General features: G+C 52.5%; 24 protein-coding genes. 12 read left to right on the top strand and 12 right to left on the bottom strand.

Features of this window, described 5'->3' with window-relative positions; genetic code table 11:
- Positions 1–370 precede the first annotated feature (370 nt).
- On the top strand, positions 371–928 hold the full coding sequence (locus tag WKI84_RS03275; protein ID WP_337862092.1) for a hypothetical protein: 558 nt from the start codon (positions 371–373) through the stop codon (positions 926–928).
- A 154-nt stretch (positions 929–1082) separates the two neighbouring features.
- Here the strand turns inward: WKI84_RS03275 and WKI84_RS03270 are convergent, their stop codons facing one another.
- The 4 genes from WKI84_RS03270 to WKI84_RS03255 form a co-directional block, all read right to left on the bottom strand.
- On the bottom strand, positions 1083–1427 hold the full coding sequence (locus tag WKI84_RS03270) for a CBS domain-containing protein (protein ID WP_337862091.1): 345 nt from the start codon (positions 1425–1427) through the stop codon (positions 1083–1085).
- A gap of 13 nt (positions 1428–1440) precedes the next feature.
- A complete protein-coding gene (locus tag WKI84_RS03265; protein WP_337862090.1) occupies positions 1441–1812 on the bottom strand; it encodes a CBS domain-containing protein in 372 nt (123 codons plus the stop codon).
- A gap of 493 nt (positions 1813–2305) precedes the next feature.
- Complete coding sequence (locus WKI84_RS03260) at positions 2306–2533, bottom strand: hypothetical protein (RefSeq protein ID WP_337862089.1); 228 nt, start codon at positions 2531–2533, stop codon at positions 2306–2308.
- A 62-nt stretch (positions 2534–2595) separates the two neighbouring features.
- Entirely contained in the window at positions 2596–4869 is a 2274-nt protein-coding gene (locus WKI84_RS03255) for a CDC48 family AAA ATPase (RefSeq protein ID WP_337862088.1), read from the bottom strand.
- Between the two features lie 112 nt (positions 4870–4981).
- On the opposite strand from WKI84_RS03255, the gene WKI84_RS03250 reads away from it, so the two are divergent.
- Positions 4982–5167, top strand: coding sequence for a hypothetical protein (locus WKI84_RS03250; protein WP_337862087.1), 186 nt, complete (start codon positions 4982–4984; stop codon positions 5165–5167).
- A gap of 84 nt (positions 5168–5251) precedes the next feature.
- Positions 5252–5884, top strand: a complete 633-nt coding sequence (gene hsp20, locus WKI84_RS03245) for an archaeal heat shock protein Hsp20 (protein WP_337862086.1) — start codon at positions 5252–5254, stop codon at positions 5882–5884.
- 175 nt (positions 5885–6059) lie between these two features.
- On the opposite strand, the gene WKI84_RS03240 is transcribed toward hsp20, so the two are convergent.
- Positions 6060–6515 (bottom strand): universal stress protein, encoded by a 456-nt coding sequence (locus tag WKI84_RS03240; RefSeq protein WP_337862085.1) that lies wholly within the window; start codon positions 6513–6515, stop codon positions 6060–6062.
- 146 nt (positions 6516–6661) lie between these two features.
- Here WKI84_RS03240 and WKI84_RS03235 point away from each other — a divergent pair, with 146 nt between their 5' ends.
- Complete coding sequence (locus WKI84_RS03235; RefSeq protein WP_337862084.1) at positions 6662–7204, top strand: Hsp20/alpha crystallin family protein; 543 nt, start codon at positions 6662–6664, stop codon at positions 7202–7204.
- 262 nt (positions 7205–7466) lie between these two features.
- The gene (locus tag WKI84_RS03230; RefSeq protein WP_337862083.1) at positions 7467–7907 is read left to right on the top strand and encodes a CBS domain-containing protein; all 441 of its coding nucleotides are present in this window, start codon (positions 7467–7469) and stop codon (positions 7905–7907) included.
- Between the two features lie 495 nt (positions 7908–8402).
- On the opposite strand, the gene WKI84_RS03225 is transcribed toward WKI84_RS03230, so the two are convergent.
- Complete coding sequence (locus WKI84_RS03225) at positions 8403–9746, bottom strand: hypothetical protein (RefSeq protein ID WP_337862082.1); 1344 nt, start codon at positions 9744–9746, stop codon at positions 8403–8405.
- A 292-nt stretch (positions 9747–10038) separates the two neighbouring features.
- On the opposite strand from WKI84_RS03225, the gene WKI84_RS03220 reads away from it, so the two are divergent.
- Positions 10039–11112, top strand: coding sequence for a biotin--[acetyl-CoA-carboxylase] ligase (locus WKI84_RS03220; protein WP_337862081.1), 1074 nt, complete (start codon positions 10039–10041; stop codon positions 11110–11112).
- Here WKI84_RS03220 and WKI84_RS03215 read toward each other — a convergent pair.
- The 4 genes from WKI84_RS03215 to mpgS all read right to left on the bottom strand — a co-directional run bounded on the left by WKI84_RS03215 (position 11044) and on the right by mpgS (position 14367).
- Positions 11044–12447 carry a DUF4147 domain-containing protein gene (locus WKI84_RS03215; protein ID WP_337862080.1) on the bottom strand — a complete coding sequence of 468 codons (1404 nt, stop codon included), beginning with the start codon at positions 12445–12447 and terminating at the stop codon, positions 11044–11046. The two genes, WKI84_RS03220 and WKI84_RS03215, sit on opposite strands and share 69 nt — an antisense overlap.
- A gap of 119 nt (positions 12448–12566) precedes the next feature.
- Positions 12567–12734, bottom strand: coding sequence for a hypothetical protein (locus WKI84_RS03210; protein WP_337862079.1), 168 nt, complete (start codon positions 12732–12734; stop codon positions 12567–12569).
- An 85-nt stretch (positions 12735–12819) separates the two neighbouring features.
- Positions 12820–13041 carry a hypothetical protein gene (locus tag WKI84_RS03205; protein WP_337862078.1) on the bottom strand — a complete coding sequence of 74 codons (222 nt, stop codon included), beginning with the start codon at positions 13039–13041 and terminating at the stop codon, positions 12820–12822.
- A gap of 99 nt (positions 13042–13140) precedes the next feature.
- Positions 13141–14367: a mannosyl-3-phosphoglycerate synthase gene (gene mpgS, locus WKI84_RS03200; RefSeq protein WP_337862077.1), complete on the bottom strand. Its 1227-nt coding sequence runs from the start codon at positions 14365–14367 to the stop codon at positions 13141–13143.
- Positions 14368–14472: 105 nt separating this feature from the next.
- Between mpgS and WKI84_RS03195 the strand changes: the two genes are divergently transcribed.
- From WKI84_RS03195 to WKI84_RS03175, 5 genes are all read left to right on the top strand, one after another.
- Positions 14473–15756, top strand: coding sequence for a cation:proton antiporter (locus tag WKI84_RS03195; RefSeq protein ID WP_337862076.1), 1284 nt, complete (start codon positions 14473–14475; stop codon positions 15754–15756).
- Between the two features lie 68 nt (positions 15757–15824).
- Entirely contained in the window at positions 15825–16226 is a 402-nt protein-coding gene (locus WKI84_RS03190; protein ID WP_337862075.1) for a DUF2203 domain-containing protein, read from the top strand.
- A 112-nt stretch (positions 16227–16338) separates the two neighbouring features.
- Entirely contained in the window at positions 16339–16833 is a 495-nt protein-coding gene (locus tag WKI84_RS03185; protein ID WP_337862074.1) for a hypothetical protein, read from the top strand.
- Positions 16834–16972: 139 nt separating this feature from the next.
- On the top strand, positions 16973–19027 hold the full coding sequence (locus WKI84_RS03180) for a S8 family peptidase (protein ID WP_337862073.1): 2055 nt from the start codon (positions 16973–16975) through the stop codon (positions 19025–19027).
- 34 nt (positions 19028–19061) lie between these two features.
- A complete protein-coding gene (locus WKI84_RS03175; RefSeq protein WP_337862072.1) occupies positions 19062–20012 on the top strand; it encodes a mechanosensitive ion channel domain-containing protein in 951 nt (316 codons plus the stop codon).
- 209 nt (positions 20013–20221) lie between these two features.
- On the opposite strand, the gene WKI84_RS03170 is transcribed toward WKI84_RS03175, so the two are convergent.
- Both WKI84_RS03170 and WKI84_RS03165 read right to left on the bottom strand, forming a co-directional pair.
- On the bottom strand, positions 20222–20461 hold the full coding sequence (locus WKI84_RS03170; protein WP_337862071.1) for an Lrp/AsnC ligand binding domain-containing protein: 240 nt from the start codon (positions 20459–20461) through the stop codon (positions 20222–20224).
- A gap of 47 nt (positions 20462–20508) precedes the next feature.
- Complete coding sequence (locus tag WKI84_RS03165; RefSeq protein ID WP_337862070.1) at positions 20509–21906, bottom strand: hypothetical protein; 1398 nt, start codon at positions 21904–21906, stop codon at positions 20509–20511.
- Positions 21907–21934: 28 nt separating this feature from the next.
- Between WKI84_RS03165 and WKI84_RS03160 the strand changes: the two genes are divergently transcribed.
- On the top strand, positions 21935–22837 hold the full coding sequence (locus WKI84_RS03160; RefSeq protein WP_337862069.1) for a prenyltransferase: 903 nt from the start codon (positions 21935–21937) through the stop codon (positions 22835–22837).
- Positions 22838–22848: the final 11 nt, after the last annotated feature.

The following is a 22848-nucleotide window of genomic DNA, read 5'->3' as shown; positions in this document are numbered from 1 at the left end:
GTACTGTCAAAATTCCAATCATTATCCTTCTAGCTTCAGATTCATTCCGGGTTTTCATATTCTATCTGCCGATCTTGGGAGCTTCGTGGCGAAGCAATCTTTCTTTTTCATAACACCAAGGTGCCATGATCCTATTTACTAGTGCGATTTTTCTGCAATGCTCTGCAATTTAGAATACAAATTGAATCAGGATGTGCCATTTGGTCAGATGCATTTAGCTAGGAATCCATCTTTCTTGGATTCCATATTCTGTTCTGTGCCGTACAGAGAAGTGACTCTGGAAAAGACGTTATCGCATATCATCAGACTAATTCAGTGCATTGCAAAGTACACCCGGATAATAAAAACTGAAGTCGACTAATGGTTGTACATGGAAGGAAAAACTATGGCGGAGCAAGCCAACTTGTGGGCAAAGAGGTTCATAATTGCAGCCATAATCCAAGGGGCAATAATCGTAGGACTTACTGCAGTTCTAGTTCTTGGACAGGCAACATTCATGAAGCCAGAGGTGTCTAGGGTGATCGCTGCAGGTGGAGCCGGCACCTGGTTCACATTCGGTTATATCATATACATAACAGTAGGAGTAATAGCTGTCGCGGTATCTGCCATTTTTTATCACTTTCTGGGTGGCAGCGATGTTGGATCGAAGATTCCCAAATCGCTCGCGTGGTCGCACCTAGTTCTCATGAACACCGGAGTGTCAGCCGCCTCGGGGTTAATGATGTATGCAGGTTATTTTGGAGGAGCAGCTGCATTGCCAGAAACAGTAGGCGGCAAGGGATTTGATCCTGCCCAGGTACATGCGTTGATGGCACCTTTTGTGGAACCCATTGCGATAGCAATATTGGTATTGATAGCAGGAATATTGGCAGGCGGAATGGGATTCCTGCTATCATATAGTAGATTCTCTGTTTCAAGGATCAAGTAAACTAGGATGATATATGATTCAATTCTTCTACACATGGCAACTTGGAGCCTGAGCAGCCCGTTCCAAAGCCAATTTTGATGCAGACTGGCAAGCCAATTTGCTCTAAAACAAGTAGCTGCATGTCAATGAGCAGCCGGCAAAGAATACGCTTCAACTAAATCCCTTGCTGTGACGATCCCAATAATTCTGCCATCCTTGTGATAGGTAACCGTTTTATGTCATTCGCAAACATTAGCTTTGCAGCACCCCTCGCACGTATGCCACTCTGCGCAGTCAGCATGAACCACGAACAATATTCTCCTACCCTCTTGTCCAGAAGCTTGTCCTCCACCAAGACCTTGCTGAGGAGGTCACGTTCAGTGAAAATCCCTTGGTAGAATCCATCCCAAGTCGTAACTATCACGCTACCTATTCTTCTCCTGTGCAATACTCTGACGGCGTCGTTTATTGATGCCCAATCTTGAAGGGTGGCCACCCTTTTTGACATTACCTTATCCAAGTCAGGGTTTTTGTCACGCAGTAAAAAATGCTCTGACAAGATCGGATGCTGTAATAATGCCTGCCACCCTTTCATCCTTTTGATCCAAATTGTCATAAACTAGCAGACGATGTTTTGAAAGGATCATTCTTCGCGCAGCTTCTTCTATGGTTGTTTCAGGTGATATTTTCGTAAATCCCGTGAGTTTGATTGCCCTGCATTGAAGGTCAGGAATTTTCTTGTACCTGTACAGATGTGCCAAGATTTCGCGTTCTGTTAGCAAGCCTACTACTACATTACCTCCGCCATTTTTTATCACAAGGTTTCCTATCGTACTCTTGGCCATGATAGTTACAGCATCTTTGAAAGGTAGATCATAGTCTGCAGAAACAATTTTGGATGTCATATACTAGCCTACCTGCAAAGGAGATTTTTTCATTCTCAGAAAATATGATGGAGTGCATTCTAATAAGTTGGCGGATAGCTCGCGCGATGCACTATCCGGTATTTGATAATCAGCATTATTACCCTGTGTTCTACAGAAAATATTTCTAGTAGCATAAAGCGCATAGCATCATTGGAGTCTCAAAATGAAAAAATAATCTCTGTAAGGTACAAGATCCAGTACATTGACAACAGGAATGAATGGCGCGATTTTGGGCCTTTTTTATTCCTATCAAAGGACCGCGCCAAGGAGTATTTTCTGACGCATTGGCATTTGTTCAAAACTGCAAGAGTCGTAAAGGTTATCGAAGAGGTAGACGAGTACATTGAACGATAATGCCCATTTCTCAGATGTCTAAAATTGCTTCCGCATCATATACGCCTGCGTCCTCCCTGCCTGCCTCTGCGGTTAGCAAGAAATGCCATGTCGGAATGAGCAAGTCAGTAGGGCAGACCTAGAATAGCCTGTAGATAAAGTCTCTTTCGATATAGGCAATTCCGGCAAGCAGGACCAGACCAATGATCAGACTCTCATATGGAGACATCAATTCTGCAGTGATCTCCCACGCCGCCCTCCATAACATAACTGCCGCCATGAACCCCAGTCCTGCTAGGAGCAGATTACTCCTATTTCGGTGACGTTCGGCTGCTTCTTTGTCCGCAGACATAATTTCTTTGCTCACTCTATCATCAGTGGCAGGTCAGAAATTTCTATGCGATCCGACGTTTGCTAGCTTGCGCGCCCTCATCTTTGATAAGACGAGGGCTTTACGTTGCTGAACCTCTCTGCAACATTCTTGTACATTTCAAGCTCTTGCGCTGACAGCGGCCTTATCTTTTTCATTGCCTCTTCAAAATGCTTCATGTGTATCTTGAGCTCTTTGGCGTTCTTCTCGGCTTCTTTTGGGTCTTTGTATTTTGAGATGTGTTCTCTGAGGGCAAGCATCACGGCAGCAGAAGACAGAGCCGCAATGTCGGCCCCCGTGTACCCGTCAGTCATGGATGCCAGCTTTTCAATGTCGAAATCCGCGGCCAAGGGTTTCTTTCTCGTGTGGATTTTTATTATTTGAAGCCTTGCGTTTCGGTCTGGTGGGGCGATGTACAGCAGCCTGTCGAACCTGCCCGGTCTCAGCAGCGCAGGATCTACAATGTCCGGTCTGTTGGTTGCGGCAATTACTACCACGTTTGTCAGCACTTCGAGGCCATCAAGCTCGGTCAGCATCTGGCTGATCACGCGCTCTGTAACGTGCGAGTCTCCTCCAAGTCCCGCCCCGCCCCTCGTAGGCGCTATGGCATCTATTTCGTCAAAGAATATTATGCAAGGAGCTGCCTGCCTTGCTTTTCTGAATACCTCCCTCACTCCCTTTTCTGACTCGCCAACCCACTTGCTCAAAAGCTCTGGGCCCTTGATGCTGATAAAGTTGGCCTCGCTTTCGTTTGCTGCCGCTTTTGCCAGCAGAGTCTTGCCGGTTCCAGGCGGACCATAGAGCAGGATCCCCTTTGGCGGCGTTGCATCTGCATAGGAAAACACGCCCTGGTACTTCAGGGGCCATTCAACGGCTTCCATGAGCTCCTGCCTTACGTCTTCTAGGCCGCCGATGTCTTCCCACTTGACATCTGGGACTTCTACAAACACTTCCCTCATTGCAGAGGGCTCCATCTCCTTTATGACGTCCATAAAGTCCTGCATCTTGACTACTATCTTGCTGAGAGTCTCGCCGGGAATGCTTTCGGCAGACAGGTCGATTTCGGGAAGCACCCTGCGTAGCGCGCGCATGGCCGCCTCTCTGGCCAGAGCTTGGAGGTCCGCGCCGACAAAGCCATGCGAGATGTCTGCAAGCTTTTCCAAGTTCACGTCTTCTGCAAAGGGCATGCCGCGCGTGTGGATCTGCAGTATTTCTAGACGGCCGTCCCTGTCAGGGACACCTATCTCTATTTCCCTGTCGAACCTTCCTGGCCTCCTAAGGGCTGGATCGATTGCATTTATCCTGTTGGTGGCTCCAATAACTACAACCTTGCCGCGCGAGGCAAGTCCGTCCATCAGCGACAGCAGCTGCGCTACCACTCTCCTTTCCACCTCGCCGGACACTTCTTCCCTCTTTGGGGCGATCGAGTCCAGCTCATCAATGAATATGATTGAGGGGGCATTCTTTTCGGCTTCTTGGAAGATGCTCCTTAATCGTTCCTCGCTTTCGCCATAGTACTTGCTCATGATTTCAGGTCCGCCGATGGTGTAAAAGCTGGCGTTCGTTTCATTTGCAACGGCTTTTGCCAGCAGGGTCTTGCCCGTTCCAGGAGGACCGTGGAGAATGACTCCCTTTGGTGCCTCGACGCCCAACCTTTTGAACAGCTCCGGGTGTCTTAGCGGAAGCTCGATCATTTCGCGCACTTTGGCGACCTCGTTCTTCAAGCCGCCAATGTCCTCATAAGTTATGGACGGCATGCCGCCTTCCTTCAAAGCCGCCGCGGCCTTGGCGGATTCTTCTGAAATCATTACTTCTGTAGAGTCAGATATTATTACAGGACCTGACGGATTGGTTGAAATGACCACCAAGTCGACGCGCCGGCCCATGATGTTCAGAGGAATGGTGTCGCCCTTTGTTACAAGCTGCCCGCTTAGAAACCCTGTCAAGTATTCCTCGGCCCCGACTATTCGGAGAGGCTCGGTAGGAGCCAGAGTGACTTTTCCGGCTTGCCTTGCGGCCACCTTTTTGACCTCGACAGTGTCGTTGATTCCCACGCCAAGCTTGTTTCTTACATAGCCGTCGATGCGGATTAGGCCTTTACCACGATCCTGCTGGTATGCAGGCCAGTTTAGAACTGTGGTTTTGCGGCCACCGCCGGCAGAAGATATCTCTACTGCGTCGCCTGTAGCAATTCCAAGTTCTTCCGTAACTTTTGGATCTATTCTGGCGATTTTTCTTCCGACATCTTTTCCAGAAGCTTCAGCCACGCGTAAAGAAAAACTCGTTTTACTTCCTTTCTGTTTATCCGCGTTATTATTGTTATTGTCTGGCATGATAGTTTACATCTCCTCCTACTATTCTCTCACTAATAACTAGGAGCTAATCGTGCCCTGTTTCTCTTGAGCACCTTCATAGTACTCTTTGGATCCCTTACCATAAGACCTCATGGCAAAGCCCGCAAATACTGTAACTCCTGCGACAGTTGCTGCCATAACCGTGCTCATCTGTGGGATGTTGAGTATTGAGCCAATAGCCAATGACAGGCCTGATGCTACTGCGCTCAGCGGAACCCATCTTGTCAAGGCATCTAGTGTCCTCTTGTTCATAGGATTATCCTGTTCATTAGAATAAAAAAAGAACGCGCATGCTGTGCATGGCACCGCGTTGGAAATGCTTAAGAGCAAACAGCGGCATCAATTGAGCTAGGTGAATTTGATGAGCTCTAAAGATAAAGAATTTGATGAATGGTTCAGGAGATTCTTTCCAGCCAGGATGACAAGGTTTGGCTTTGGAAGGGAAGGAAGCGGCAGCATATTTAGCGAATTTGAAGAAATGCGCAGAGAAATGGAAAAGATGTTCGAAGACGCATTCCGTGACACAGAAAAACTTCCAAAGGACCTTGTTCGTGAGTACGAAACAGAGGGCGGCGGAAAAGTAAGAGAAGTAGGCCCGATAGTCTATGGGTATTCTGTCACTATAGGGCCGGATGGAAAGCCAAGGGTAAGAGAGTTTGGAAACGTCAAGTCTCTTGGAGGTGCAGGCGGTGTTGGGACGACACCAGAGCTTACTTCTGAGAGGGAGCCACTTGCAGACGTCGTTACGTCAGACAAAGACATCAAGGTGGTTGTGGAAATGCCCGGCGTCACCAAAGACAGTGTCAAGGTGAATGTCTACGACAAGTCTATTGAGGTAAAGGCAGAAACGCCGCAGAGAAAGTACCGCCGAACGATAGAGCTGCCTCCTGAGGCTGACACCGATACTGCCAAGTCAACCTTCAACAACGGCATACTGGAAATAACTTTTGGGAAGAAAAAGCAGCCCAAAGGGAAGGAAATAAGGGTCGAGTAAGAAAGAAACAAACAAGCAGAGGCTCTGCTGTTTCTTATTCTCTCCTTCCTCCTTTTACCCTCTTTCTTTTTGCGCCATGCTTTGATTGAGAGTAAAAACCAAAAAATTGTTTTTAAAAAATGACTGGCACTGCTCTGCTGTTATTGTTGTTGTTGCTGAGTAGTAAATGTCCCTACTAATTCACTATCATTACAGGAATGGAGGATGTCTCTGAAACCCTCCTTGCGACGCTGCCAAGTGCCTTTATCTTTTCCTTTGTCGAGAGCCGCCTGGAACCCATAATTATCAGGCTTGCTTTTTCGTTGTCTGCTATGGCCACTATCTCCTCTGCCGGCGACCCTACCGCCAGTATGTGCCGCATCTTTATGCCCTGATTGGTGACTTTTTGAATCCTGTCCTTCAGCATGCCCTCTGCAGCCTGCTTTAGCAGTCTGACTATCTGCGTCTTGGCGTCTTCCAAAGAGGACTTTTCGCTCAGAAACGCAAGTGTTGTGCTGGGCGGCACGAAGCGGTCGTCGACCACATTGAGAAGGATTATTTCCGAGCCCAGTGCCTTGGCAAATTCTATGGCCTTGTCGAGTGCCTTGTCTGATGCTTCTGAGCCGTCATGAGGCACGAGAATCTTGGACACCCCAGCTACGGTTTGAGCTTTTGTAGAAGTAGCTGTTTTAGACATGTTGCAATTTTTCAAACCCTGCGTATATGTGCAATATGTATGCACTGCATTGCACTATGTTCTTAGAACTAAAATAACAACGAGCATTTCTCTCTCTGCATATGACATCGTCCGAAAAAACTGATGATATCTCCAAAAGAAACGAGTCAAAAGTAGCAGAGGAAAACAGATTTTTGGCCCTAAGAAGACTGGACAGCATTTTTGACAACTTTAGACGTGAAGTAGAAAGAACACTCGTGCGTCCATGGTCCTCACCGTTTGATTGGAATTTTGAATTCCCATCCCTGTTCGAGGAAGGCCAGACAGCAATAAGAAAGGCATTGTGCGACATGGTGGACAAGGGAGATCACTATGAGCTATCAGTCGAAGTGCCAGGAATTGAAAAAGAAAAGATCGATGTCAAAGCCACAAAGCATTCTATCGAGATTACTGGCGAACAGAAGGAAAAGACAGAAGAAAAGGCAAAGAATTACGTCTATAATGAAAGGTCGTATAGATCATTTTACCGCAGAGTTCCGATACCTGAAGAGATAGTGCCGTCAAAAATAGAAGCCAAAATGAGTAACGGAATCCTGAACGTAAAGCTGCCAAAGAAGACTCCTACAAAAGTGGAAGAAGAAAGCACCAAAGTAGAAGTAAAATGAGAAATTTAGCCTAATGTAACAGAATTTGCCATCTCCTTTCTTTTTTTGTAAGGTAAAAGCTTGTCGTTATCAAGAAACCTGATAATACGCAATAGTCCCTATCTTGATTTTCTATCATGATATATACGCGTGTTACTTATTCGCTAAATTTCCTCGGTATACATCCCACCATCTTCTACTGTGGTTGCAAAAAGAATGATGACCTGCGACGAAACATATGCTATTCAGCTTATATGCACGGATACTCTCAGTACTAGCTATCATGAACCAAACTACTGTTGAACGGTACATGAATGAACGGCTGGTTACAATCAATATCAGGAGCACTGCTAAAGATATAGCGAAATTGATGGACAAGAACAACGTCAGCTCAGTACTGATAACGGATGACAATAACGACATCATAGGAATTTTCACAGAACGCGATATCGTGAGGATTATCTCGCGCGATCTGCAGCCTGATAGGATTATTGCCATATCTCCGCCACTAGTATATGTCGATGCCAATACACCCATGGAACAGGCTTCTGACATCATGCTGAAAAATAAAGTCCGTCACCTTCTGGTCAAGGATCCGGTCTCTAAAGAGATAGTCGGAATCATCACTAATACTGATTTTGCCAAGTACCTGAGGAACCAGTCGGTAAGCAAGGGCTTTGAGTCTATTTTGGAAGCTGCAACTATTGAAATACTGAAATACTGAATCTAGTCGTGGTTTTTCATTGAGAGCAAGATTTTGACTGTTTCCTCAGGACCGGAAAAAGCAAGAGCTCAAACAGCAGAGTCTAGCAATAAAATTAGTTTAATTTGCCGTCAGCTTGACCTGTGGGCGCATCTGGCAGCGTAAACGCTCCTGACTCGAACATTTTCTGTGCCTTTTCGTCGTCTCTTTCTTGGTCCTTCTGGCAGCCCTTTACACAGTCAAGAGATAGAGGCCCAATGCCATGAGCTTCGCCTTACTACTCAGAAATTGCGGGTGATAGATGTCCCTGCAACTAACAATGTTATTATTTCAAAATCTGCCGGTTTTTGCGGCTTTTCGCTCACAGAAGCACCAGTAATTTTGATGCATAAAATGCAGGTTGAGAACTGGCACAAAACTCGACAAGATAAGGCACAAGATAACCAGCGGCTACAGCATGCAAGACCGCTCCTGTCTATGAATAGAACCTACAATATCAATATCCATCAACGTTGGTTATTGAAGGTTAAGAAGAACATCAAATCTGGCATGAATAGACTTTGCCATCTGTGCTTTAACGTGCTCTGGAATGCCACCATAACACTTGTTCAATACTTCCGTGTTCTCCCACCCGCCCAAGCTTGCCACATAAGCTAACGACCAATTCGTGGCTACCAAATAGTACTGTGCCATTGTATGCCTTAACAAATGCAAAGGGTGTCCGTTAAAGTATACTTCGTCCCCTAGTGCGTATATTCTAGTCTTTTCATTAATCCAACTTGCTTTGTCGAGCTCCGAAAATACCTTTTTGAACTTGACAGCCATCCTTGACATGACATAAGAAGCTTGCAGGGCATTTGCCTTGTCGCTGCCGGCATCATCAAAAAACAGAAATCTCTCTTTCTTTGGCAGCCTGTCATGCGCGGTCTCGACAACAGCCCTGCACTCTTCTGTAGGATACTTGACCCACCACTTGCCTTCCTTTGTCAGGTACCAGTCACCACGCTTTACCTTCGGTTCAAACTGCTCTACTCTGAATAAAGGTGAGAAAGCTATCCTGTCCCAGTTCATCGACGCCATTGCAAATGCCCTGGCTCCAGTGTGCAGGTCGATGTTCATAAACGACCAGGATTCCCAGTCACTCTCTTTTTCAAGGCGTTTGTTTATGGCAGCAATCTGCTCTGGCGTGAGCATAATTTCTTTGTATTCTCCGAGCCTCTCAGGAGTCGTTGACAGACCGTACCTCTTGCCTTCGCCATGGGCAAAGTTGACGCTGTGAGCTGACAAAAAGCTTCTATAAACATTGATGGCGCCTGTTTTTTGCATCCGAGGATACGCGCTATTAAACCATGCAAGGAAATTGCGCCAATACTCTATAGCTATCTCTTTTCTCCTTGCCGAGTCAATTGGTACTCCGTGGCTGACCAGTGTCTCTGGCATGACCATCAGCTGGTCCGAGATTCCGTGAATGACGTTTACCATGTACTGGATGCGCGTTGCTGGTATGCCGCCCGACTTTAGATACGTTATCCATTTCTGTATAGATGGCAGCTGGTTGAATGGTTCGCCGCCTCTTTCAAGGCGCCTGTATTCCTGTGCCAGCTGCTTTTGCAGCGAGATGACGATGTTGCCATTGGCATCGCGTCTGATGCCCCATTTACCTTCTTCCTTTTCCATCTCTGTCAGATAGCGTGAGACGGTGGTGTGATCCTTGCCAATGTCCAAGCCTATTTCCCTAGTTGTATAGTTGCCGTTCTGGACGCTAATTGCAATAGCTTCTTTGATCTTCTCTCTGTCCTTTACTTTCAGACCCTTGACACGCAGGCGGCTCTTCTTTCTCTGTACAAATGACTGAGCCACTAGGTATCCATCATCTCCTTGATTGTAGCATCACCAAGAACTGACAGAAGAAACAGTGACGTGGTAGGGGGATAGATATACCAAATAACAGATAATAAAGTCGGAAAAATTGTTAGTAATACTTGATGAATCTTTGCAAAGAAGTTTAGTGTCTGTGGATTTTCGGGACTAGCTCGAAGCTCCGCGCTTGTGCAACAAGTTATGCAACGCTTTTGTTGCATTAGACGCTTGGTAGAAGCGATATTCTCAAATAATTAATTGATTATTATACCGCACGAAATAATGTGCATGCATGCCAAGAACTTCTGCTGACAGGCTGGAAGACTTTATTTCGGTCCTGCAGGACTCGGCCGGCTACTCGTCGGGCCAGACGCTTGCCAGAAAAGCGGGGATTTCAAGGAGCGCAGTCTGGAAGCACATACGCAGGCTGCGCAGATGCGGCTACGATATCCAGTCGCTGCACGGCAAGGGCTACAGGCTGGCAGGCGGCACCGAGTATCCTGTGCCGTGGGAGCTTGGACGGCTCTTGCATACTAACAAGGTCCTTGGCAAAAAGAAAATAGTCTACCGCGAGATGGCGACTTCGACCCAGGCGATTGCAATTGCGCTTGCAGAAAAGGGCGAAGACGAGGGGCTGGTGGTCATTGCCGAGCAGCAGAGCGGCGGCCGTGGGAGGATGAAGCGGCGCTGGGTCTCGCCAAGGGGCGGGATATGGCTGTCTGTCGTGCTGCGGCCGCCGATACCGACTGCGGCAAGCACGATGCTGCCGTTTGCTGCGGCAGTGGCAGTGTGCGACGCCATCCGCCAAGAGGCAAAAATCAACGCCACGCTAAAGTGGCCAAACGACGTGATGGTCGCAGGCAAAAAGGTGGCCGGGATATTGCTTGACCTGAGCGCCGAGGCCGAGACCGTCAACTACGCCGTCGTGGGCATCGGCATAAACGCAAACGTCGATACGTCGAAACTGAAAATCGAGGGCAGGGAAGGGAGGCCGGGGATAACCTCGCTTGCGCAGGAGGCCGGCCACGACATAAACAGGCTCCGCCTGACAGGGGCGCTCCTTGAAAAGCTAGAGCACTATTACTTTCTGATGCTGGAAGAAAATGAGAAGGAGGGAGAGGGGGGACAGCGGGCCGTGATGGAGGAATGGAAAAAGAGGTCTGACATGCTGGGCAAACAGGTGACTATATCGCAGCAGCAGGGCAAAAAGCCTATACGCGGCACGGCAGTGGATGTCGCCGGCGACGGTTCGCTAGTCGTCAGAGTGGAGAACGGAGAAAAAGAGATCCGCGTAGTGTCAGGCGATGTCATGGTCGCCGGCGGCAGCAGTAGTAGTAGTAGTGGCGGTGTCAGCACGTCGCAGTAATACCACCGCTGCAACGTCGTTCACGTTGGTGCCAGTCCTGCCGGTGAATATCAGCGACTTTATCTTTTTTAGCGCGTGGTAGCTGTCGTGTTCTGCTAGGAACTTCTTGGCGTCTATCTTTTCTGATAGCAGCATCGACCTCTTCGATATTATGGCGCCTGCCGCGTCCGAGTTGCCGTCGATGCCGTCGGTCCCGATAAAGCCTGCTATCGCCTCACTGCCTTTCTTTCTTCTGCCTGCAAGTGCAAAGGCAAGGGCCGCCTCCTGGTTGCGGCCGCCTTTTCCGCGCTTTTTCTGGCGGCCAAGGCGCACCGTGGTCTCGCCTCCTGCCACCGCCGGGCAGGCAATGCCTGCCATCTGCCTTCCAAACCTGGCGGCGTCGCCCGCAAAATCCGAGCCGAGGTACCTGGCGTTGACGCCCCTGCGCTTCAGATACGCGACAGCGGCCCTGCATGCCAGCTCGTTGTTGCCTATTATGAAATTGTGCACCCTGCCGAATGCCGGGTCGCCGGGCTTGGGCGTCTCCTCTATCAGCCCGCCGGCGCCTTTTGACAGGTGCCGGATGGCAGCCGCCGGCCCTGCTATCCTGTATTTTTTGATTATCCTGGCGGCGTCTGCAAACGTTGACGGGTCAGGCGACGTCGGGCCCGAGGCTATCGAGCCAAGGTCGTCGCCTATCACGTCGGACAGGACAAGCGAGACTATCGTGCACCTTGCGCCCTGCACCAGCCTGCCGCCCTTGACAGCCGAAAGGTGCTTGCGAACGACGTTCACCTCCTGGATCGACACGCCGGAAGCAAGCAGGCGAGACGTCATCTCTTGCTTGTCTGCTATGGTCAGGCCCTTTGCAGGGAGCGGCATCAGCGCCGAGCCTCCGCCGGAAATCAGCACGAGCACAAGGTCGTCGTCGCCTGCACTTCTGACAACGTCGACAATCCTTTTCGCCCCTTTCAGTCCGCTCCTGTCCGGGATGGGGTGCGACGCGTGGGTCACCTGTATGCGCCTGTCGTTTATCCTGTCGCCTGCGCCGTCGCGGGGCACGTTTATCGCGCCTCCTGCCACCCTGCCTTTCAGGATGGAGCACGCCGCGTCGGCCATGGCCGCAGTAGCCTTGCCTGCCCCTACAATGTATACGTCCTTGAATCCCTCGAACCTGCGGACGCTGTCGCCTGCGATGTCTCGTACGACAAGGTGGCCATTGGTGCCGTCGAATTTCATGGCGCGCCTGACAAGCCTGCCCGGCTCGACGCTCTTTATCGCGGCGTCAAGCGCGCCAAGGACGATTCCTGCCTCTCTGCCGTGGAACTCCTCCAGCTCGGCGCGGTTTCTTATCAAGCAACTTTTGATTCGAGGTCTGCTGATATTTCTCTATATTGCTTGCTGTATTGAAAAACATGCTGAATCACAAAATGTTTCTGCTATGCAGCCGCCAGAAAATTAACGGACTTTTCTTGTCAAAGGCTTAGCTGGTTGAGCTCGCGCTCTATGATGCGGCCGCCCCAGTGGCCCCTGTCACTGACCTGTTTTCTGGCCTTTTCTGCACCGTCCTGCGAATCAAAGACGCCGAAAATGTCCGTCGCGTTGCCGTAAGGCGTGGTCTTGAAGACGACCCAGACTTTCATGCGCCTTTTCTGGGCGGCCGGGCCTAAATATTGTTGTTGTGTCTGCCGTCTGCCGGCTGCCGTGACTGCTCTCTGCCTGCTACTGCTATTTCTTTATGGTGTAGAGACAAAAGTCGCACTCTTTGCAAAAGTAATACAGGCTGTCAAAGTCGGAGCACAGCGTCATCGAGTCCCTGCACCTTGGGCACTCGATCTCATGTTCAAGGATTTCGACCTGTCGCTGCTGCTCCTCTTGTCCCTCTATTTCTTCTTCTACTGCCCCGGCCTCCAATGCCGCGCTTTCTTCTTCAAGCCTAGTTTCAGACACACAAGCTATGCTGCAAATAGTTCTTTTAAAGGCTGGAGCACGGTGGGGGGAGGGAGGGGGAGTAGGTGGGTGGACGGGCCGGGAGAAGGGGCCGCCGCCCTACTTTAGGCCGCCGTGGCGGAAGAACGTCTCTGCCTTTTCCCTCACGCCCTTGGCAAACTCGGCCATGGGCACCGAGCATACCGGCTCTATGAGGGGGTAGCGTTTGCGCCAGTCCGTGTTCTTGCCGCTGCCTGCCGAGTCGGATATCTGCGCCATCTGGGCCTGTATCGACTCGCGAAGGTCGTCGGGGCAGATCTTGCTTGCAGCTATGATGCCAAGCGACGCCTCAAGCATGTGGTTGAGGTGCGACTTGCCCTTGTCCTCGTGAAAGTGGGGGTTGCGGGTCTCTATCTGGAATATCTCGACGCCCTTTTCGCCCATCCGCGTAAAGTTGGTCGGGATGAGGCCTCCGAACTTTTCGAAAATGTCCACTATCTCGTACGGCTCGACCGAGTACCCGCTTGAAAAGTGCAGGCACTCTGCAAGGGGCATGGAGAGGGCGTGCTCGCCCGAGTTGCCCGTCTTGATAACCTCCGTCTCAAAGCCTGTGATGCCTGCAAGCAGGGCGTTGAGGTTCCTGTTCGTTATCTCTGACACCCTGCCCCACTTTGAGAACTGGAGCGAGTTGTTGCGCACCTTGGGCTTGAAGACCCACGAGACGCGGACGTTTGTGTATGGCGTGGATGCCATGCCAAACCCTGCAGCAAATATCTTGACGTATTCGTTAACGGCGCCGGGCACATAGTTGTCGCTGTCTATGAACCCGACATAGTCCTTGTCGTACATCTTGGCAAGAAGCAGGCCTATCACCATCCCTTCCGCCTTGCCGTTCCTCACGCTGCCTGACGAATCAAGAATGGAGGTGTATCCTATCTTTTTGAACAGCTCGCCAAGGGCAGGGTCGCGCTGGTGTATGATGGCGATTCGCTTGTCCATGAACCTGTCAAGCTGGCGGACCGTCTCTGCCTCCATCGCAAAGCGGTCTACGGGGCCCCGGGGGCTGTTTGACACTATTATCACGAGGCATTCGTTTGGGATGCCCGAGAGTACTCCCTCCAAGAGCTTTAGCTTTTCCTCCTTGACAGGCACCACTATGGCCATCTCGTGCAGGATGTTGGATATCTCGTCATAGTCGAATTTCTTGATGGTCTGGTGCGACGAGAGGAAACCCTTGGACTTGCCCGAGTCCAGCTCGTATATGCGCTGCACGGCGTGGATGCTAGCCGCGCCCAGCCTCTCGGTATACCTGGGAAAATCCAGCTTCACGTCAACTGTGGACGCCAAAAATTTAAAAAAGTTATGTAACTATTTTTTTCCTGCGGCCCCTGCCCGTGCACACATGGTGTAAAAGCACACAAGGGTTATCTTGCGGCTCTGCTCACCGGAGCCATGGCCGCCGAGGAACTTTTTGTAAGCGTCATCATCATCCTCGTAGCGGCGCGGGTGCTGGGCGAGCTCTTCCAGCGGATAAAGCAGCCGCCGCTCGTGGGCGAGATCCTGGCAGGCGTGATCCTCGGCCCCTCGCTTTTCGGCATCATCCACTTTAATTCGGATCTTGGCGTGCTGTCCGACCTTGCGGTCTTTTTCCTGATGCTGCTTGCCGGCCTGGAGATGGACCCCCGGGAGATACGAAAGGCCGGCCGGTACGCAATGGTGATATCGCTGATTGCGTTTGTAGTGCCCTTTGCGGCCGGGACTGCCGTGTCTCATTTGTTTGGCCTTGCGCTAGAGCAATCGCTGTTCATGGGCCTTTTGCTCTCGATAACCGCAGTCCCGGTAAGCGCCATAGTGCTCATGCAGTTTGGGATACTGCGGAGCAAGCTTGGCAACACCGTCATCACGTCGGCTGTGATAAACGACATCATCTCGCTCGTCGTGCTCTCTATAGTGCTGCAGGTCGGCCAGGCCGAGGCTGGCGCCCAGCTCGACTTTGGCGGCGTGGCGTGGTCTGCAGTCAAGATAGGCGCGTTCCTGGCCGGCATATTCTTCTTTGACTTTTTGCTGCGTGGGACGAGCCACTGGCTGCCTGCGCGCGTCGAGCCATACTTTAAAAAACTGCAGACCAAGGAGGCCGCGTTTGGCATACTGCTCATAATCACCATCGCCATATCGCTGGTGGCGCAGGAGATAGGGCTCCACTTCATCATAGGCACCTTCTTCTCCGGACTTGTCATCTACAAGGAGATAATTGGCAAGCAGAACTTTGACCGCGTCTATGGCATAATATCTGCGATAACGTTTGGGTTCTTTGCGCCCATGTTCTTTGCCATCATCGGCATAGAGATAAACCTGCAGTCGATTGCAAGCTCTATCCCGTTCTTTGCCGCGCTGCTGGCAGTCGCCGTAGCGACAAAGATAGGCGGCGGCTACCTGGGCGCCCGCATCGTCAAGTTCAAGAACGACACCAGCCTTGCGATAGGCTTTCTGATGAACGGCAGGGGCATGGTGGAGCTGGTCATCGCGTCTATCGGCTTTGCCGCCGGGATAATCGACCTTACCCTGTTCTCGATTGCAGTCGCCATTGGCTTTGCCACCACACTCATGGCGCCTGTGACGGCCAGGCCGTTTGTAGTCCGGGCCAAGACGCATGACGGCCAGGCAGTCGCAGTGGAAGAGGGGGGCGGCGACGGGCGGGACGGTGGCAGCGGCGGCAAGGCGGCGTACGAGGTCTAGTCTGCCACTAGCCAGGCAACTGCGCTAGGCATAAATTAATGCTGGTGCCCCTCGAATGCTGATAGGCTATGTTCACCATCTATACTCCCCAGACTGCTAACAAGGCGCTGCCGGAGGTAAAGCGCATGTTTGCCGCAATCGTGGCGCAAAAAAACCGGGTGATGGTGCTGCAGAGCGAGCTCCAGGCCATAGTAGAGTCGGGGGGCGACTTTGAGCGCTTTATGAAGAAAAAGCAGGAGCTGAACACGGCCGTGACTGGCCTGTACAAGGCCATCGAGGCGCTTGAGGCGATGGGAGTCATGATAAAGAGCGTGGACGAGGGGCTGCTTGACTTTCCCTCAAAGAGGTTTGACGAGGAGGTCTGGCTGTGCTGGAAGGCAGGCGAGGACGAGATCAAGTTCTGGCACGGCAGGGACGAGGGGTTCATGGGCCGCAAGCCGCTGGAGAGCACAGGCATAATCGAGCCCTGAAAAGCATGCAGGGGCAACAACCAACCAGGCAGCCAATGAATTTGATTTCTCTGCATGAAAATTCCCTCATTGTGTCTGCAAACCATTAATACAATGCGCACAAAACGTGCCCATGCAATCATCCCAGAGCCGTCCTACGGGCGTCACGATAATCGCCATCCTGAACATAATAGGAGGGATAATAATGCTGGTAGGCGGTATATCCGCATTGACTGCCGGCGCCGTCCTCCCGATGATGGGCGGCACGCTGGGGCAGACCGGCGTGCCCGGGACGGGGACGCCAGAGCTGTCAAACATCTCGACCTCGCTCCTTGGCGGGGGTGCAATCGTGGTTGGAGCCGTGATGATAGGGCTTGCCATCTTTTCATTCGTAGTCGCATGGGGCCTGCTCAAGGGCAGGGGCTGGGCCTGGACCGCCACCGTAGTACTTGCAGTGATAAGCATAGTGATGAACGCCATATCGCTCGTGGCTGGGAACTGGGCAGCGATAATCAGCATCATCATAAGCGGTGTCATCATCTACTACATGTACAGGCCGCACGTCAAGGCGTTCTTTGGCAAGAGCCTCAGCCACGGTACAGCAAGGGGAGATACGGCTGCTGCCTGAGCGCTGGCTGCCAACTTTGGCAGTCCTGCGCCATGCTTTTGCCAAAGCAGAGCGCTGTTGAGAGAAAAATACCGTACTGGGATAACAAAGTGGACTATATCGCTTTATTCTGCGAATAGCCCCACTAGGACGATATTTTTTGTCCGACAGAAAAGACAACAGCAACAATAACGAGAACCGCTGCGAGAAAAAGCGAAAAATTTCTTGTACACTTGTCCTGGCGGCGTTGCTCCTGGCGGCGGCGCTTGCCAGCAGCACTGCCGTCACCTTCCTGCCTGCTGCAAGCGCAGCAAGCGGCAACGATGATGATGACGACGGAGATGGCGGCAACAACGAGCAGGAGCTTCTGGTCAAGTTCAAAGACGGCGTGCGGCTTTCAAGCGAGAGGGCCGTCCACAGGTCTATCAACGCGTCCGTGGTGGACACCTTTCCGGAACTCGGGATAGACGTGGTGGCGGTGCCTGACGGTTACACCGCAGGCGAGGCGGCCGAGCACTATGAAAGCTCTGGCCTGGCCGAGTATGCCGAGGCTCCTGCCGTGCGCAAGATATCTGCCATACCCCGGGATCCTGACTTTGCAAGACAGTGGGGGCTTGATGATGCCAGCGGAGGCAACCACGACATCGACGCGCCCGAAGCCTGGGAGATTGCCAAAGACTGCTCCGGCGTCATAGTGGCAACAGTCGACACGGGGATGGACTATATGCACGAGGACCTGAAAGGAAGCTATGCAGCGGGCGGGCTTGACCTGGTTAACGGCGACGACGACCCGATGGATGACAACGGCCACGGAACGCACGTTGCAGGCATAATGGGCGCTACCGGCGACAACGGGGTCGGGGTCTCGGGCGTGTGCTGGGACGCACGGATTGTCGCCTTCAAAGTGTTCGACGCAAGCGGCGCCGGGAGCACGAGCGACGTGGTGGACGCAGTCGACAGAATAGTCCGGCTGAAGGAGAGGGGGGCCGACATCCGCGTGGTGAACATGTCGTTTGGCGGCAAGGACTACAGCCAGGCCGAATATGATGCCCTCAGGGCGCTCCGGGATGCAGGGATACTGGTAGTCGCCTCTGCCGGCAACGAGAGGCTGGACAATGACGGGGTGCCAAACTACCCGTCAGGCTATGACCTTGACAACATCATCTCCGTGGCTGCAAGCGACAACAACGACATGCTGGCGTCGTTTTCAAACAGGGGCGCCAAGAGCGTCGATATGGCGGCTCCTGGCGTGGGCATCCTGAGTACCTATTCACGATCTGGCAGGCAGGGCTACGAAGAGCTCAGCGGCACGTCGATGGCCGCTCCCTATGTCTCTGGCGTGGCGGCCCTTGTGGCGTCTCACGACCCGAGCCTTGGCTACCTTGAAGTAAAGCGCCGGATACTGGAGGGCGCCGACAGGGTGAGCGGGCTTGACGGCCTTGTCGCAGGATCTGCACGCCTTGATGCGCATGGGGCGCTAGGAGGCGCGGCCGGCAATAACAACAACAATAACAACGACGACGACACGCAGCTGACGCTGACAGTCAAGTCGGTGGACCTTGGAGGCAACCCAATCGCAGGGATGTGGAGCACGGTAAAGTCCAGGCCGTCAGGAGAAGGGGGAGGAGCATCAGCTGCAATAGTGGCGCAGTCCAAGTTCACGCCCGCCTCCTTTGTCCTTGGAGGGGCGGCGGGAGGAAACGGCGGCAGCGGCAGTAGGGGGCCGCAAACATACTCTGTGACTGCGCACGACTATCGTAACATACTCTTTGACCACTGGGAGGACGGGAGCAAGGCCCGGACGCGCACAATCAGCAGCACGGCTACAAATTCACCGGCCACGTCCGAATCTGAAATCACCGCATACTACAAGGTGTCTGGGGCATCCAAGCGCGGGTTCACTCCGCTTGCATACGCCGGCGAGCCGCCGCTTCAGGTCCGGGCCGTGTTGCTTTCCGGCGACGATGGCGGTGGCGGTAGTGGTAGTGCCAGCAGTGGCAGCGCGAAGGAACAGCAGCTTGCAATGTGGGCGATAATCGAGCCAGCAGGGCCCAACAAGTACACAGTCACCGTCCACAACTACAAGGAGCTTGCATTTGACCACTGGGAGGACGGGACGACAGAGAGGACAAGGGTCGTGCAGACAGAGTCAGGAGGTGGGCACAGTGTTGCGGTGGTGACTGCGTACTACCACTCCCGCATTGCAGGCCGCTGAAAGTCATTAAAGCAATAGTTACGTCTCTGTATGCATGAACCTTGGATTTGTTGACGTCGTGTTGCTCCTGACCGCATTGCAGACGGCCGGCCAGGGCGTAACAGAGCCTGTCACTGATGCATTAACCGAATTTGGCACCACCGTGGCAAACGCCCTGCCGCTGGTGATAGCGGCGCTGATACTGCTTGGCATCGGGTACCTGGTGGGCAAGGTCGCCGGCTGGGCCGTAAAAAAGGTGTCACGCGCGCTCAACCTCGATTCGTACTGGGGCAAAACCGGCATAGGCAAGGCCGCGTCGCGCTCTGGGTGGAACATGACCAAGATATTCTCGACTGCCACCAAGTGGTTCATCTACCTGTTCTTCATATCCGCAGCAGTAAACGTGCTCCAGTTCGAGCAGGTGTCCCAGGCGATAAACTCTGTCTGGCTGTGGGTGCCAAACGTTATAGCGTTCCTGATAATCCTGGTGATAGGCTCGCTCATAGCAGACTTTGTCGGCTCGTGGATGCAGCGCGAGCTCCCTGCAAGGGGCGTCATGGGCGGCAAGACGATAGGGCTGGTCATGACCGGAGTGCTCTATGCAATCGTGCTCGTGGTGGCGACTTCGCAGCTGAGGATAGGCGAGCAGATACTGAACTCTGTCATCTCTGCCCTCGTCTGGGGCCTGGCAGCCGCAATCGCAATCGGCTTTGGCGCCGGGCTTGCCTACGGCCTGCGTGAGGCGTTCCCTGCCTGGATAAAGGGCAGCATGGTGGTGCAGCCTGCCATGAAGCCTGGGCAAAAGATATCGTACGACGGGTTTGCCGGCACGGTGCAGCAGGTGGGCGCCTTTAGCGTCATTCTCAAGGACGAGCAGGGCAAGACGGTGGTGATGCCGACAAAGAACCTGGCAGACAGGCCGATAGTGATCGAGTCGGGCCCAAGCCCCGAGACGCAGGAGGCGCTGACGGAAAAGCGCGCCTCTTCCTTCTCAGAGGCAGCCTGACGCTGCCTCTTTTTCTACCACCAACCAACCTTTCTTCTTTTTTCATTTCCAAAACAGAGCGAGAGGGAGGGGGAGAGTGCCTGCAGGCTTGCAAATCAAAAGACCTTGTGTTGTTGTTGGCAACGACCCGCAGGCAGCCAACGTAAAACGAGTGGCACTTAAAAGGAGTGGAGCACTATGGGGGGGAGGGAGGGGGTACGGCGGTTTCCTTACGACCCCTGACCCTCTATGACCATCATTGTCAGGCTCGATTTTATTCCTTGGTGGGAGCGGATCTTGGCAACGGCCTTTTTCAGGTCTTCGTCGTTCCCGGCGTTGACCCTTGCGATGATGTCGTAGACCCCGAACACGCCCTTGACTTCGGCAACCCCTGGTATCGCCTTCAGCTCCTTTATGACGTTGTCCTCGGATCCAAGCTCGCAGTTTATGAGAATATATGCCTCTGCCATTGGAATGCCTTCAATTCCATCATTAATGAACCTTTTCAAACCATCTACTAGTCCATGCTCCGGGCCATTTTTACAAGCTCGTCGAGCTGAACAAAACCCGAGAACCGGTAAGCAGTGTTTTCTTCTGCAAAGGCGCGGATGGCTACTGCCCTCTCTCCTTCGTAATAAGATAGAATCAGGTCTTCGCTACCGTCAAGCTCTGTCAGCTTTATCTCTGTTATCACGGGAAACTGCCCCTCGACGAGTTCGTTATAACTGTCGCGTAAAGAAGGAGCCGAATCGCGGTCATAGTATTTCATCCCCAAGACAGGCACCAGACCCTGCGACTCTTCGTCCGGCACCAGGTCATAAATGGAATCAGGGTAGGGGTTGTAATTTGGATACGGCCTGTATCCTTGCAATTTTTTCTCGTAGTGGTCTATCGCAGTCTGGTTCGCATAGACATAGCTCACGGCCTCGGTCGAGAACTCGGCATAGCACACGGGCTTGAAGCCGGCCGGGAGATAAGAAGGAAAAGCAAGTTCAAAGTTCCTCTCCCGGTACAGCGACTCTGCAATCCTGCCGTCGATGCAGCCTACATAGTATTTCAGCGACGAGACCAGATCCCCTTCAATCCCGGTCTCTTTGATGTAGTAGTGGTAGACGGTGTCGTCGAGGCTTGACCAGTTTGGCGTAAGGTGAAAAGCCGTCATCTTGCCCGGAAGTATTGTCCGGCTATCTCTGTGCTGCGCGTTTGACGTTATCTCTATCGTGACCGGGAAAGCGAGTTCGTTGATAAAGAGGGCAGTGTTGTTGAACGGGACGTAGGTGACAGGCGTTTCTGAACTCCGCCTAGGGCCGTCGACAATCCTGACAGGCACGTATCCCCTGTCTCCATTAACCTGCTCCGTCGACGTGAACCAGAATACGATCTCGTAATAGTTGCCGCCGTGCGTCACGGTGCAGGTAAACCTCGTCTCGCGGTTTGTAAAGATCCCGTCGATGCTCTTGCCCACGCCCGAAGTCATGTTGAAGCTGTATGCCTTGGCGATATTGAGCATTTCCTTCTTGTCAAGCGGTATTACTGTGCTTGCCACCGGCTCGTCTGACACCACCTGTCTCTGCCTGACCATGTCTTCCATGTCTGCAAGCGACGATGCAATCGTTTTATGTTTTACAAGAAACTCATCGTCTATCGCAAAGCAGACCTTGTCCTGTTTTGGGATGTGGGCCATCCATGCAGTCGTCCTTGCTGCCCCGAGAAGCTCTTGTCTCTGCAGCTCCTCGCCCTGCTCGATAATGTATTCCGAAAGGTAAAGGAACGAAAACAGCACGCCCATCACCAACACAGACACAAGGATTGCAGAGCGGTTGCTGCTGACAGTTGCTGCCACGTCAGTCAAAAAGGCGCCGGCCTTTTGAGCTTTTATCCTAATCTTCTCTTCAAAAGAGTTACAAGCCTCCATGCACTGCTAGCGTCTGGTAGGAGTGGCGGTGGTGGTGGTGAAGGCGACTCTCATCCTTTCAAGCTGGCTGCGGGCGATCCGCATACGGTTCCTGCTGGCGTCAGTCATTGCAGTCAGCAACGGCCTTGCCATAGCCTACTGGAAGTACGGGCAGTTTGACCCGCTCTATGCGGGGCTCACCTACGCCGGCGTCGCCTTTTTGCACGCAAGCGTCGACCTGCTCAACGACTACTGGGACCACAAGCGCGGCATAGACTCGGCAACAACCCGGACGAAATTCTCTGGCGGAACCGGCGTTCTGCCGGAAAATGTCCTGACCCCCAAGGCCGTCTACGCAGCCGGCGTAGCGTTCCTTGTGCTTGGCGTCCTCGTAGGCGCCTACTTTGTGGCAGTGCGCGGCATAACGATAGCAGTTATACTCGGATTTGCAGTCGTCGCCATCTACTTTTACTCTACCTCGATAGTGAACTCGGGCCTTGGCGAGCTGTTCGTCGGGATCAAGGGGGCAATGATAGTGCTCGGCACGTTCTACGTGCAGACCGGCGTCATCGACGCTGCTGCTCTGTTTGTCGGCATAATAGTCGGTCTGCTGTCTGCCACCGTGCTGTTTGTAAACTCGTTCCCTGACTTTGAGGCTGACAGGTCAAAGGGGAGGCGCACGCTCGTGATTGTGATCGGCAGGGAAAAGGGTGCAAAGGCGCTCCCGCTTTTCATGGTGGCGGCGTACGTGCTCATCGCCGCCGGGGTTTTGCTCAATTTTACCAAGGTGTACTCGCTTGCAAGCTTTGTCTCGCTGCCTTTTGCGATAAAGGCGGTGGCACGCATGCGCCAAGATCACGACACGGTGCAGGGACTTGTGCCTGCGATGGACGCCACAGTCACGTATTCAAGGATAACCGGGTTTGTGCTTGCGGCAAGCCTGCTCTTTTAGGCAGGCTGCAT

Source organism: Nitrososphaera sp. (genome assembly GCF_037447015.1).
Classification (GTDB): Archaea; Thermoproteota; Nitrososphaeria; order Nitrososphaerales; family Nitrososphaeraceae; genus Nitrososphaera.
Note: the sequence above shows the minus strand (reverse complement) of the source record. Positions and strands in the feature narration are given on the sequence as shown.